We start from the raw sequence: 12,972 nt of genomic DNA, 5'->3' as shown, positions 1-12,972 counted from the left end.
CCGCCAAGAGGCCGACCGCCGCCGCCGGGAGGGTCACGGCTGCGAACCTAGCCGGCGCGCGATTGGTGTGCCACAGCCGCTCGGACGCTTGCATCACCCCGGCGGCCCCGGCCGCGAGAATGAACACGCACAGCCCCGGCGCGAGGTGCCAGAAGGCGCCCTTGAGCGCGGGGTAGGGGAAGATGAACGCGGTTACGCCGATGGCCAGCGCCGAGTACGCCAGCCACGGCGACAGCAGGCGGCGCCGCGGATGCCGCAGCGCCGCCCATGCCGCGAATGGCAGCGCCAGCCCGCACATCACGGCCAGCAGTCGCACCTCGCGCCACGCCACATAGCCCTTCATCAACCCCTGCACCGTCTGGTTGAGGGCGAGATAGTCCTGCAGCGTCAGCGCGGACGCGCGGAGTTGGAAGATGTCATTGTACGTGGCCAGGAAAGCCGTCTTGCCCGCCGGCGCACCCAGCGGCCTCCCGAACGCCATCCAGTTGCGCAACCACCACGGCGCCGCAACCACCAGGAACGCGCCGACGTACCAGGCCAGCGCGCGCCAACTAGCGTCCTTGACCTTGCAGCGCCGGTTGGTCACGGTCCACAGCAGGGCGAAGGTTGCGGCCACCAGCGCGCCGTCGCTGCGCGCCAGGTAGGCGAGGCCGGCCAGCGCTCCCGCCGCGATCGTCCAGCCGCGATGCGGCAGCGCCGCCGCGCCCGATGCACCCAGGGCCGGCCTCGACCAGGTCCCTGCGCGGACGATCCCGGCACGATGAATCGCGTAGAGCCCCAGCGAGGTCAGCAGCGCGGCGATCATGAAGCAGTCGGGGCTCGCCGACAGCGCCACCAAGTGCGCGGACAGGCCCCACATCGCGGCCGCGAGGAGCGCGGCGCGGGTGCTGCCGAAAAGCTCTCTGGTCAGCCAGAAGACAAACGCCGCCAGCGCCGCCCCGGCGACGAGACCGGGCATGGAGGCGGCGACGAGCGAGGCTCCGCCGCCGAGCTTGAGCGCCCCCGCTTCGAGAATAGAGGTCAGGGGCATCCAGTAGTCGTTGCTGGGGGTGGGCAGGCGCGCGGGAATGCCGGCCAGGTAGTGCCACACGTAGGCGACGGTGAAGCCGCGCCCATCGGCAAGGTTGCGCGCGACGGCATAGTAGTAGGAGCCGTCAGCGGTAAGCAGCGGCGCCTTCAGCACGAGATAAGCGATGCGCGCACCCAGGGCGCCGAGGAAGATCCACAGCGCCAGCCGCAGGTCGCGCGCGCGCTCCGGTCGTGGGTCGTTGGTACGGGGCATCGCTCACCGGGGGAATCCCCTTCGCTTGTTCCACAACCCGCGGCGGATTGGCAATGTGCTGGTTCGACGCTGGGGCAACAAGGCGCGACCGGGGCATCGGGGTGCTGACACGCTGCCGGGCCGGACGCGAAGCTGCGCCGGGGCCGCTACGGTCAATGCGACCCCCTTTCCCGGGGTCGCCTATTCCAGGGGCTTGAGCTTCTGCAACTGTGCGCGCGACGGCAGCAGCTCCTTGATCTCCCTCTCGAGCTGCTTTTCCAGGCCCGGCTGGTAGCCGACATGGACCGCGTGCACGACGCCCTCGGGCGACACGATGTAGGTCGTGGGAATGGGGCGGATGCGGTACTTGCCGGCGATTGCGCCAGCCCGATCATTGACTATCGCGTAGGTGAGCCGGTGCTCGGTCGCGAACTCTCGCAGGTCGCGGTCGCCGCCGCTGTTGAGGGCGATCCCGGCCACTACTAATCCCCGATCCTTGTATTTCCGCCACAGCTTCTCCAACTCCGGCGCCTCGGCGCGGCACGGCGGGCACCACGTCGCCCAGAAATCGAGCAGCACCACTCGTCCGCGCAAGCCCTTGAGATCGAACTCCTTGCCCGCGATTGTGGTCGCCTTGAACTGCGCCGCCTTGGTGTCGCGTGGGAGTCCCGCGGAACCTGCCGTTACCCACAGAATCGCGATCGCGGCAACCGCCGCGACCACCGCGACCGCCGCGCCCGCCGCGATCACCTTCCGCCCGGTCTTCATGGTTCGTATCTTTCCTGCGCCCGCTCCGGCTCGCCTAGAGGCCGCCGAGCCGGCTAATGCGCATAGTGACCTGGTCGAAGCCGCCGGTCATGATGAGCACGCCGACGACGATTAGCAGCACTCCGGTGCCGACCTCGATGGCGCGCGCCCAGCGCTTGACCCGATTGGACAGCGCCAGAAACCAGTTGACGGCCACCCCCGCGGCGATGAACGGCAGCCCCAGCCCTAACGAATAGACCCCCAGCAGCGCGACCCCGGACGCCACACTTTCCCGGGTGCCCGCCAGCGCCAGGATCGAAGCCAGGATTGGACCCACGCAGGGCGTCCAGCCGAAGGCGAAGGCCAGGCCGACCACAAACGCGCCAGCCAGCCCGACCGGCTTGCCGGTCACCTGCACGCGCCGCTCGCGGTAGAGGGCCTTGATGGGGACCAGTCCGGTCAGATGCAGGCCGAAGAGAATGACGAGGCCGCCCGCAATCTTGGCGAGGATCGGCAGGTGCGCTCCCAGGAAGCCGCCGAGGGCCGTGGCCGAGGCCCCGAGGGCGACGAATACGGTCGAGAACCCGAGCACGAACGCTACCGCGCGCACCGTCACCGCTCGCGCCAGCACCGCGTCGCGCCGCCGCGCGACAACGTCCTCCAGGCTCGCGCCCGAGATGAACGACAGGTACGCGGGGACCAGCGGCAGCACGCACGGCGATGCAAACGAAGCCACCCCCGCACCGAGCGCCGCCAGATATGTCACGTCATTCATGATGTCGGAATACGTTCACCGCCGGGCCGTCTCCGGCGGCCCGATCCTTAACTACGTTACTGTTTTCCCCTCTCGCGCCCCGGCTACACCTGCCCCCTGTGCCCGCGCGCCCCGTGGTTTCCTCAGACAAACGTGTTGAAGACCTCGTGATGGCGGCGCAGGGAACCGTCGGCCTCGATGAAGGCCATGTAACCGGCCCCGCTGATGGGGCCGTACTGCTCGCGGTGGCAGTCCGCGACCAGGCTGTGATTCAGGACATGCGCCACGAACCCCAATCCCGCCGCCGACAGCGCGGTAAGTTCCCGCGTGACTATCGCCGCCCGCTCCGCATCGTCCACCGCCCCCCAGCAGCACTCGGTCACCAGTATGGGCTTGCCCACCCCGCGCGCTACTGCCACCGACGCCTCCACGAACGCCTGGTCGCCGTAGGGATGAATCGTCACTACGTCGCTGATGGGCTCCACTGCCTGCAACTGCTGATTATCGGGGGGCACGCCGACGGAGATCGGCGCCTGCGCCCCCAGCTCTTTGCAGGTGACGTACTGCGATTCCAGCCAGCGCAGAATCTCGTCGCTGTAGCCGCTGTTGAAGGGCTCGTTGCAGAGATCCCATATCAAGATGCGGTCGTCGGCGGCGTGGGCGCCGACGACGCTCTCGACGTAGGTGAGGAAGGGATTCGCGGGTATCGTCCGGGCGCCCTCGTCGCTCCAGTGGCGGATGGCTTCCAGGGAGATGCCGCCGAAGTCGGGCACGCTGTGCCAGTTATTGAACAGCGTCGGGATCACCTTGAGCGCGTGCTGATCGGCGATCGCCAGCGCGGTTGCGAAGTGGTCCGCCACCCTCGCCGGTTCCACCATGAAGGCGTCGAACGACAACCACAGGCGGACGGTGTTCATGCCGGGGAAGTGCTGCTTGCCCCGCCCCAGCTCGCGGTCAATCGTGTCCGGCTGGAAATGCCGCCAGATGCCGTGGCCGCTGAAGTCGTAGCTGGGCTGATAGTTGAAGCCGCGGACGTGTGAGTACGGGTTGACGTGTTCTTCCAACGTTTAGCCTCCTTCTCGATGCTCATGCAAGCGTTCGATGCCGGCCTGGCAGTACCCCAGGGGGAACCACGAGCAGTCGGCGCAGATCTCGGCCAGCCGCTGCGGGCCGATCCGCGCGCGCACCTGCCGCACCCACCACGGCCACGGCTTCACCGTGCCCGGCTCGATCTCCAGTGCGGCGACCACCGCGCGATCGCGATCGGTGCCGCCCGGCCGACTGCACTCAGCGCGGGTGGCCAGATGCGGGCACGCCCGGCAGATCGTGTCGGGGCCGACATGCATCCGCACCATGGGTGAGTCCTGCTCCAGGCGCTGCTTGATGCGGCGCATGTTGGCGGCGAACTCGTTCGAGTAGCCCAGCCCCCGGAACCCGTGCAGCCACAGCAGGTGATGCGCGCGCAGGTGCAGCGGCCGAGGTCGCTGGGCGCGTTCGTCTTTGTTCGGCGCGCCGGCGGGCATGACGCAGGAGAGCTTCTCCGTTGCCATCGGCGCTCCCTGCGTCGCCCACCACGCGAGCGCGAGCGAGTGTTTCTCTTGACAGCGCTTTGTCGAGCATAGTATTCTTCCGTCACATACGCGCAGAATAGAAGCTGACTGCCGGGGCCTCTGAGTGGGTGATCAGGGGATCAGGTGACCGCAGGCTCGCAATCCGGGTCTTGTACGGGCAAGGCATGCCTTGCCCCTGCTGTTCACCTGTTCCAATGCTCGCCTGCTCGAGCCCGAATCATGCCCCAAATGATTCGGGCTAGGCCCCCGAACTGTCTCAGGAGGCCCACCATGGACGTCGCTGACATCATCCGCAAGATCGAGGAGGCGCCTGCGCCGACGGTGCGCAAGGCTGCCATCGCCTATTCGGGCGGGCTCGATTCGTCGCTCGGCGTCGAGCTGCTGCGCCGCAAATACCGCGCGCGGGAGATCGTCCCCATCACCGTGGACGTCGGCCAGGGCGAGGAGGAGGTGCGCGTCGGCGAGGAGAAGGCGAAGGCGCTCCAGGTCGAGCCCATCCTGATTGACGCGCGCCAGGAGTTCACCGAGGAATGGTTGAGCAAGGCCATCCGCGCCAACTCCGACTACAACGGCTACCCGGTCTCGACCTCGATGACGCGGCAGTTGGTGGCGCGCATCGTCGCGGTCGAGGCGCGGGCGCGCGGCTGCGACGCGATCCTGGAGGGCTCGACCGGCAAGGGCAACGACCAGTATCGCATGCACAACGTCTTCAAGCTGTTCGCGCCGGAGCTGGAGGTGCTGGTGCCGGTGCGCGATTTCGACCTGACCCGCGCGGAAGAGGAAGTCCTGTGCCGCGAGTGGGGGGTGCCGGTGACGGAGACCATCACCGGCGGCGACGACAAGACGATGTGGTGCCGCTCCATCGCCTCGGGGGCGATTGATCTCAACCAGGAGCTGCCGCGCGACATCTGGTTGTGGTACGTGCCGCCGGAGTTCGCCCCCGACCAGCCGGGCGAAGTCGAGATCGCATTCCGCGAGGGGTTGCCGGTAGCGCTGGATGGCGAGGAGATGGCGTTGGGTGACCTGATTCCGCGGTTGAACGAGCTCGGCGGCCGCCACGGCGTGGGCAAGATTGATATGTTCGAGGACGGCATCATGGACCTCAAGAGCCGCGAGATCTATGAGGCGCCCGCCGCCCACATCATCCTCAAGCTGCACCGCGACCTCGAGCAGCAGTGCCTGACCAAGGAGGAGATTCAGTTTAAGAAGGTCATTGACGCCAAGTGGGCCTATATGACCTACCACGGCGAGTGGTATCACCCGCTCAAGGCCGAGCTCGACGCCTTCATCGCCGCCAGCCAGGGGGTGGTCAACGGGTCGTTCCGCGTGCGGCTATACAAGGGCAACATTGACATCGTGACGCGGGAATCGGCGACCTCGCTGTTCTCGCCGGAGATCCGCTCGATCAAGGCGCGGGGGTTCGACCAGCGCTGGTGCGCCAACGCGGCGAAGGTGCGCGGCCTGCCGTTTGAGATTCTGGCGAAGCGGCAGAAACTGATGGAATCGTAGGGGCGCGATTCATCGCGCCCAAGCAACGGGGGCACGCCGTGACCAGCCAAGTAAGTGTGCCGGACTATCGGCACTTCGTCAATCGCCTTGCGGATGAATTGGTGGCTAACGGCGCCGTCGTCAGCGCACCAGTCGAGGCGGCGTTCCGCAAGGTGCCGCGGCATCTCTTCATTGATCGCGCCAAGGCGTGGTTCGACGAAGGGAAGGAATGGCGCGGGGTGGTCTGCGACCATCAGCACCCCGACCCTCAAGTTCTTGACCGGATATACCGTAACGACGTGATACAGATATCCGATTCCGCCACGTCGTCCGAGCCCGGCTGCATGGCCTGGATGCTGGAGGACCTCGGCCTGCGACCGCGCATGAAGGTGCTGGAGGTCGGGACCGGGAGCGGGTACAACGCGGCGCTGCTGGCCGAGATCGTAGGCGACCCTTCGCTCGTTTACTCGGTCGAGGTGGACGAGCAACTCGCGCGCTCGGCGAAGCGTCATCTCGAAGAGGCGGGCTACCACGACGCGACGGTCGTGACCGGCGACGGCGCGAAGGGCTATGTCCCCGGAGCGCCTTACGACGCAATCATCGTCACCTGCGGGTGCAATGACCTGGCGCCGGCCTGGGTGGAGCAAGTCACGAAGGACGGTACCGTCCTGTTCCCGCTTCACTTTGCGCCCGCCGGTGACCCCACGTTGCTCGTACGGCGCACGGAAGGCGAGTTGCGCGGGCACTTCACGCGTCTGATCTACTTCGTGAATTGCACAAGCGAGCTGTTGCCGCCGCCGACGCTGCCGCGCATCATGGACATGGCGGAAGCGCTTGCCCTAAGTCCTGAGCAAGCGCAGTTGGGTTTTCGCCTGCCGGTCTCGGTTGAGGGACGCGATCACGGATATTCGTTTGTCATGTTCATGCTGGCCAACTTGACCCCCGATGAGCACCTGGTAGCACATCACGGCATGGCGACAGGGATCGCCGATACCGCGGCGCGCCAGGCTTGTGCGCTGACTGCCGAACACGCCCTCACGGCGGTTGGGGGGAGGCAGGTATTGGAACGCTTTCGGGCGATTGCGCGGCGCTGGGAGGAACTCGGCTGTCCGCGGTTGCAGGAATACGCGATCACGGTGCGCGCGGCTGGTATGGCAACTGACGGCGAGTCTCGCGTGGGCGTCTTCACACGCCGATACCACGACTATCTTCTCACGTTGGACGAAGTGGCACCGACGGATGAAGGACAAGTGTGATGCAGGTGATTGACCCCGATAGCATCCAACCGCAGGCGATGGAGATGGAGGGCGCGCAGGGTGTGACCATGCGCGTGCTCATCGGCCCGGAGCAGCGCGCGCCGACGTTCATCATGCGCATGTTCGAGGTCGCGCCCGGCGGTAACACGCCGATGCATTCCCACGACTGGGAGCACGAGGTCTTCATCCTCGACGGCGAGGGCGAGCTCGCCGCGCCCGACAGCCGCCTGCCCCTGCGCCCCGGGGTCGCCGCGATGGTCGCGCCCGGCGAAACCCACCAGTTCGTCAATACGGGCGAGAGCACTCTACGGTTCCTGTGTGTGATTCCTGTCCAGACCCGGCCCTGATGACTCGCAGTCCCTTGGGGAGGACGACCCATGATCGTTGACCAACTGAAGAACTGGCGGCGTTATAGCACCCTGGAGGAGTTGCGGCCGGCGTTCGAGTTCCTGGAACTGCACGCCGAGACCCTGCTGCCCGAGCGCCGCACCGAGATAGAGGGCGACCGGCTCTTCGCCTTGCCGCAGAGCTATGTCCCCAAGCCGGTCGCGGGCGCCCGCTTCGAGGCCCACCGGCGCTATGCCGATGTGCAATACGTTGCCGCCGGCGCGGAGATGATCGGCTGGGCGCCGGTCGAGGCGCTGGAGGTGGAGACGCCCTACGACGCCGACCAAGACATCGCGGTCTACGCCCAACCCGCCCGCTACACGCCGATCGCACTGTCGGCCGGTTGCTTCGCGGTGTTCTATCCCGAGGATGCCCACATGCCGGGCTGCCGGCTCGACTCCGATGACCCGGTTCGCAAGATCGTGGTCAAGGTGGCGCTCCTGCCGTGAGGTAATCGGGGCGCGCCCAATGGGGCGGCCTACCCGCAGCGGAACTCCCTCTCAAACCGCGCGGCGCAGTCCGCGGCACTGCCGGGCATGAGGTAGAGTACGCCCTCCGAGACCGCGGTCTGCCCCGGCTCGATGGCGTCGAAGTTCGGCCCGGCGTGGAGGCAGGAAATGCACGGGTGGCAGTTGCCGCCGATCCCGCGCGCCGTGTCGAAGGCGTGGCCGGCCGCCCAGCGCCCGTCCTTGCTGGCGAGGCCGATGAACGGATAATCAGGCTCGGGGTTATGGATGAACTGCGGGGAGGGGGCCGTTCCGTAGAACCAGACGTAATTCTCGTTGTTCGCAAAGGGCGGCTTGACGAAAACGATCTCACCCCCCGCGACATAGAAGTAGCGCTCGAGGGCCGAGTCGGCGAAGGAGGGCGCGGCCGCGAACTGGATGCAGACCCCAGCCGGCCCCGCCGGCAGCTCGGCGGACCCCACGTTGGTCACCGCCAACCGCAGGCCGACCCCGTCCTCGATCGGATAGACCTCCCCGCGCAGACGAAAACGGTCCGGCATCTCGAACGTCGTTACCAGCGTGTCGCCCTCGGTGTGGAAGCGGCGGTCCTCGGTGCGGGCAAGCAGGAACGAGCCGCCATAGGACTCGGGCAGCCACATGTGGATGAAGTTGCGCGTGTCCGTGTAGTAGTCGAGCTGGATGAGGTGGGAGGCGCGGATCGGCGCCTCGCCGAAGAGCGGCGGTCTGAATGGTCTCATGGTGTGTCGCTATCTCCTGGACATGCCAGCCATCTGAAACTACATGTGGCACGCTCGCCCCGCCTGACGACCGGCGGGCGAGCCTCGGGCGTGATCCGAGCGCGCCCACAGTGTCTGCGGCGGAGGATGCTCACGCCGCCTCCTTGTCGTTGGGCAGGTAGGGGCACTTGATAAAGATGACGCGGGTGTCCGCGGCGGTGTCGTTGATGATGTCGTGGGCCTCGCCGGGTTCGAGGCGGAAGACATCGCCGCGCCTCACGCGGTGCGCTTGCCCGTCCACGATCATCAGCGGTTCCCCGGAGACGAAGTAGAAGGTCTCCTCGACCTCGCTGTGGCGGTGGGCGCCGAGACTCTGGCCGGGATGGAAGACGATGATCCCCCATTCGTGGCGCGGCCCCCGCATGACGTACTTGGGGCCGCTGTCGCCGTGCCTGAACTCGCACTCTGTCTCATTGACGCGTTGCATGGGTGACCCTCCTCGGAGTTCTCAGGCGCAGGTCCCGTAGTAGAGGGAACCGAAGGCGGCGGAGACCGCCGCAACGATGACGGCGATCACGCCCGTGGTGCCCACGGTCAACGGGCCGATCGTGATCGAGATCCCGCCGACGGCGAACACGGCCACGGCGAACGCCGCCAAGGCAAGGGCCAACCCCGCCAGGCTCAGCGCCTCCAGCCGTCGCGGGATGAGCGTCGCGGGCGCCATGAGCGAACGGGCGGCGGCCTGGCTGACTATCGCCGCGGTCATGGTCGGCGGCGGCTGAACCGTGGGTTCGGCCGCCAGGGCGCGATCGAGGGCGCGCAGCGCCTCGAACTCGAGGCCGCAGGCGGCGCAGGCGCTCAGATGCTGACGGAGGGCCGCGGCCTCCTTCTCGGCGAGGGCTCCGTCTACCAGGGGCTGAAGCTTCTGGCGGACGCGCCGGCATCTCATGGTGTGGGTCCCTCCGGCACTTCGCCAAGCAGATCGCGCAGCAGCTTGCGCGCGCGGTAGAGTCGCGTCTTGAACGTCAGCACCGGCACTCCGGCCAGACGGGCGCCCTCGCGGCAGGAACGACCCTCCAGGTAGAAGGCGACCACCGCCAGCCGGTACTTGGGCGGCAGCTTGGCTATCGCCGCGCGCGTCTCCCCGACGATGTCGAGGCTCGACGGATTCCCAGCGCATGCGCTTCCCTCAGCGATCACCGCCGGATCGGTTAGCGTCTCCGCGCGCTGCGCCGACCGCAGCCGCATCAGGCACAGGTTGGCCGCGATGCGCCCGAGCCACGAGGCGAAGGCGCGCTCATTCTTGAGCCGCGGCAGAGCTCCGAACGCCTTGAGAAACGCTTCCTGGGTCACGTCCTCGGCGTCTTGGGGATGTCGCAGCATGCGATAGGCCAGGTTGTAGACGCGCCCTTGGTGGCGCCGAACGATCTCGTCAAAGGCCGACCGATCGCCGTTGCGTGCCCGCTGGATGGCAACCGCATCGGCGCGGTGATCCTCGGCGCGGCCGGTCATCATCAGCCACGACGGCGCGCACGTCGCCTCCGCGTTCATTCTCTCGCCCTCGAGCGGTCAGAGGCTCCCAGCCTGCCACCGCCGTGCCCGGCGCCTACTCGGCGCGACCAGATCGCGTACGCGACGATGACAATCAGCCCGAAGACCGCAATGAACGCACCTACGAAGCCGATCATCCATGTTTCGTCAGGCGCGCCGATCCATCTTCCGAACCGGGATGACAGGGAGAACAGCAATACGCCGAGCACCAGGAGCTTCGCCCCCTGGAGCAGACCCGCGCGGGTTGCCCACCGCTCCCTCCACTGGATGACAGTGGACGGGTCTACTCCCCTCTCCAACAGCGCTGCCGCATCCCTGTAGCTCATGTAGCGCGCCCACGCGAAATAGCCGAACACCGCCACCGCGATCAACCCGACACCGACCGTCTCCATCATATCCCTCCGCACGACACGACTTCCGATGGTTATGATGCAGTCCGCCGGCGAAATGGATTCACGCGGCGTGTAGCGCCGCGCGCCCGGCTATGCCCGCAACCGCACGACGTACTTCTCGATCATGTGGTGCGGGTGGTAGGACTCCTTGGCCTTGCGCAGGCCCTGGACGCCGAGGTCCTGCTGACGGTTGACGTAGGCGAAATCATGCCCCTGGTGCTCGAGGAACTGCTGATTGATGACCTGGTAGAGGCCGTGGAAGGCGGCGTTCGCCTTCTCGATGTGGATGGTCACGGTGTCGGCGTTGAGCGGCTCGCCGAGGGTGAAGGCTTCGACCTTTCCGCCGACGAGAATGCAGCCCCCGAGCGCGGACAGGCGGTCGAGGTTGTGCAGGGCTTCCTTGACCGCGCGCGATTCGGCATGCAGCGTGGCTGAGAGATCGCAGTGCTTCTCATCACACCACAGGTCCTGCAGCTCCTCGCACGCGGGCGCGAGGTCGGGCGTGAGGGGGCGATACTCCCACTGCGTGTGCTCGGCCTGGAACTGGGCGATGTGGTTGCGCTTGCGGTGGTACTTGTCGCCGGCCAGCTCGACCAGGTCGCGCACGGAATAGACGTAGTCCCAGTTGTCGCGATCCGGCTCGACCGAGAAGCGCTCGCCGGTGACGCCCAGGCGTTCGAGTTGTGCGGTCGAGACGCGCGCCAGCTTGGGGTCGTGGCCGTGGTCGCGCAGGTGCGCCAGGGCGCGTTCTACGATCGTCGGGGCCCCGGATGGTGTCATTCCGAGCTCCGGCGAGGAATCCCCTACCTCCCGCGCAACCCCGACTGGAGATTCCTCGGTCGCTGCACTCCCTCGGAATGACATCCTTTCAACCATTAGCGGCGGCAGCAGGAACGATTCCTCCGGATCGGCGCGCCAGGCGAAGATGCACAGCGCGCCCTCCACCCGGCTCAACCGCAGGCCGTATGCGTGACGCCAGATGAAGAGGTTGGTGAAGGTCAGCTCCGAGGTGTCGGGCGGCTCGCGCGCCAAGGCCGCCTCCACGACCTCACGATCATCCAGCGTCAGCTCGCGCATGTGGGGCAGTTCGAGGAGGCAATCCATGGTGTTGAACCACCAAGGCACAAAGACACAAAGATCGGATTTGAGATGTCAGAATTGGGATCCCCGTTCCCTTGGTGACTTCGTGTCTTTGTGGTTCATTCATCCGTTCTCCGTGTTCTGTGCGCTCTGTGGTTAGTCTTCGGCCGTTTTCTCCACCGCCTGTGACAGGGACTTCAGGTCGCGCGGCCCATCATACCGCGCGCCGTTGAAGAACAGCGTCGGCGTGCCGTTGACGCCGCTGCGCAGCCCCTGGCGCCTGTGCTCCTGGATTTTGCGCGCCAGGCGCGGGTCATCCAGGTCCTCCTGGAAGCGCTCCCGGTCGAGGCCGAGGTCTCGCGCATGGCGCCGCAGGTCGGCGGGATCGAGTTGCCCCGGATCCCCAAACAGCCGCGCGTGCATCTCCCAGAACTTGCCCTGCCGCCCCGCGGCCTCCGCGGCCAGGGCCGCGGCCGCGGCGCGGGGGTGAGCGCTCGTCACCGGGAAGTGCCGCACAACGAAGCGCAGCCGGTCGGCGTGCGCGCGCAGCAGCTCCTCGAGCACCGGGTACGCCGCCTGGCAGTGGGGGCACTCGTAGTCCGCGTACTCGACCAGCGTCACCGGCGCGTCGGCGGGGCCGCGCGACCAATCGTCATCCGAGACTGCCACGCGCAGACGATGGGTTTGGTCTTCCTTCGGTGGCACAGGATTGCATCCTGTGGCTTCTCGCAGGTTAGAAACCTGCGCCACCCCAGACATGAACCTGCCGGTCATGTCCCACCCGCGCTCATCTGCTCCAGGGCGTCGAGCAGGCGATCAGCCCCCGGGTTCTCCGCGACGGGCGAGACGTAGCTGTAGCGAATGACGCCCCGGGGGTCTATGATGAACAGCGCGCGCTCGGCGATGCCGTCGTCGCGCATGACCCCGAACTTCTCCGCCACCGCTCCCTTGGGGTGGAAATCCGCCAGCAGCGGGAAAGCTATCCCTTTGGCCTGCGCGAACGCATCCGCCGACCACACGTTGTCCACCGAGATGGCGATGACCTGGGCGTTGAGACGCGCGAACTCGTCGCGCGCCTCCTGGAACAGGCTCAGCTCGTCGCCGCATACCGGGCTGAACGCCGCCGGGTAGAACGCGATCACGACGTGCTTGCCCTGCTTCAGCAGCTCCGACAGGCGAACCGTAGTATCGCCGGTGGCCTTGAGCTCGAAATCCGGGGCCCTGGCTCCCACTTGCAACGCCGACATGGGTCACCTCCTCGGTATCCACACATGGCGATTTGTAGGGGCGCCGGGCGAGACG

At 67.0% G+C, this 12,972-nt stretch carries 17 protein-coding genes; 4 read left to right on the top strand and 13 right to left on the bottom strand.

Features of this window, described 5'->3' with window-relative positions:
- From VM221_02000 to VM221_01980, 5 genes are all read right to left on the bottom strand, one after another.
- On the bottom strand, nt 1-1,282 hold a 1,282-nt coding region (locus VM221_02000), incomplete at its 3' end, for a hypothetical protein (GenBank protein ID HUT73591.1).
- A gap of 180 nt (nt 1,283-1,462) precedes the next feature.
- Nucleotides 1,463-2,029, bottom strand: coding sequence for a TlpA disulfide reductase family protein (locus VM221_01995; GenBank protein HUT73590.1), 567 nt, complete (start codon nt 2,027-2,029; stop codon nt 1,463-1,465).
- A 34-nt stretch (nt 2,030-2,063) separates the two neighbouring features.
- Nucleotides 2,064-2,783, bottom strand: coding sequence for a cytochrome c biogenesis protein CcdA (locus tag VM221_01990; protein HUT73589.1), 720 nt, complete (start codon nt 2,781-2,783; stop codon nt 2,064-2,066).
- A gap of 122 nt (nt 2,784-2,905) precedes the next feature.
- Nucleotides 2,906-3,826: a hypothetical protein gene (locus VM221_01985; GenBank protein ID HUT73588.1), complete on the bottom strand. Its 921-nt coding sequence runs from the start codon at nt 3,824-3,826 to the stop codon at nt 2,906-2,908.
- Between the two features lie 3 nt (nt 3,827-3,829).
- Nucleotides 3,830-4,312: a DUF1284 domain-containing protein gene (locus VM221_01980; protein HUT73587.1), complete on the bottom strand. Its 483-nt coding sequence runs from the start codon at nt 4,310-4,312 to the stop codon at nt 3,830-3,832.
- 291 nt (nt 4,313-4,603) lie between these two features.
- Between VM221_01980 and argG the strand changes: the two genes are divergently transcribed.
- The 4 genes from argG to VM221_01960 are packed head-to-tail and all read left to right on the top strand — an operon-like array spanning nt 4,604 to nt 7,913.
- Nucleotides 4,604-5,842, top strand: a complete 1,239-nt coding sequence (argG, locus tag VM221_01975) for an argininosuccinate synthase (protein ID HUT73586.1) — start codon at nt 4,604-4,606, stop codon at nt 5,840-5,842.
- Nucleotides 5,843-5,880: 38 nt separating this feature from the next.
- Nucleotides 5,881-7,077 (top strand): methyltransferase domain-containing protein, encoded by a 1,197-nt coding sequence (locus VM221_01970; GenBank protein HUT73585.1) that lies wholly within the window; start codon nt 5,881-5,883, stop codon nt 7,075-7,077.
- A complete protein-coding gene (locus VM221_01965) occupies nt 7,077-7,424 on the top strand; it encodes a cupin domain-containing protein (protein ID HUT73584.1) in 348 nt (115 codons plus the stop codon). Before VM221_01970 ends, VM221_01965 begins: the two co-directional genes overlap by 1 nt.
- Before the next feature lie 30 nt (nt 7,425-7,454).
- The gene (locus VM221_01960) at nt 7,455-7,913 is read left to right on the top strand and encodes a YhcH/YjgK/YiaL family protein (protein HUT73583.1); all 459 of its coding nucleotides are present in this window, start codon (nt 7,455-7,457) and stop codon (nt 7,911-7,913) included.
- A gap of 29 nt (nt 7,914-7,942) precedes the next feature.
- Here the strand turns inward: VM221_01960 and VM221_01955 are convergent, their stop codons facing one another.
- From VM221_01955 to VM221_01920, 8 genes are all read right to left on the bottom strand, one after another.
- A complete protein-coding gene (locus VM221_01955; GenBank protein HUT73582.1) occupies nt 7,943-8,668 on the bottom strand; it encodes a hypothetical protein in 726 nt (241 codons plus the stop codon).
- 130 nt (nt 8,669-8,798) lie between these two features.
- Nucleotides 8,799-9,134 (bottom strand): cupin domain-containing protein, encoded by a 336-nt coding sequence (locus VM221_01950; protein HUT73581.1) that lies wholly within the window; start codon nt 9,132-9,134, stop codon nt 8,799-8,801.
- Nucleotides 9,135-9,155: 21 nt separating this feature from the next.
- A complete protein-coding gene (locus VM221_01945; GenBank protein ID HUT73580.1) occupies nt 9,156-9,596 on the bottom strand; it encodes a zf-HC2 domain-containing protein in 441 nt (146 codons plus the stop codon).
- Entirely contained in the window at nt 9,593-10,198 is a 606-nt protein-coding gene (locus VM221_01940; GenBank protein HUT73579.1) for a sigma-70 family RNA polymerase sigma factor, read from the bottom strand. The genes VM221_01945 and VM221_01940 overlap by 4 nt, the downstream gene beginning before the upstream one ends.
- The gene (locus VM221_01935) at nt 10,195-10,593 is read right to left on the bottom strand and encodes a hypothetical protein (protein HUT73578.1); all 399 of its coding nucleotides are present in this window, start codon (nt 10,591-10,593) and stop codon (nt 10,195-10,197) included. Before VM221_01935 ends, VM221_01940 begins: the two co-directional genes overlap by 4 nt.
- An 87-nt stretch (nt 10,594-10,680) precedes the next feature.
- Nucleotides 10,681-11,694, bottom strand: a complete 1,014-nt coding sequence (locus tag VM221_01930) for a phosphatidylglycerol lysyltransferase domain-containing protein (protein ID HUT73577.1) — start codon at nt 11,692-11,694, stop codon at nt 10,681-10,683.
- 132 nt (nt 11,695-11,826) lie between these two features.
- On the bottom strand, nt 11,827-12,375 hold the full coding sequence (locus VM221_01925; protein ID HUT73576.1) for a thioredoxin domain-containing protein: 549 nt from the start codon (nt 12,373-12,375) through the stop codon (nt 11,827-11,829).
- 65 nt (nt 12,376-12,440) lie between these two features.
- Nucleotides 12,441-12,917 carry a redoxin domain-containing protein gene (locus tag VM221_01920; protein ID HUT73575.1) on the bottom strand — a complete coding sequence of 159 codons (477 nt, stop codon included), beginning with the start codon at nt 12,915-12,917 and terminating at the stop codon, nt 12,441-12,443.
- Nucleotides 12,918-12,972 lie beyond the last annotated feature (55 nt).

The sequence above is a fragment of the Armatimonadota bacterium genome, from assembly GCA_035527535.1.
Classification (GTDB): Bacteria; Armatimonadota; Hebobacteria.
Note: the sequence above shows the minus strand (reverse complement) of the source record. Positions and strands in the feature narration are given on the sequence as shown.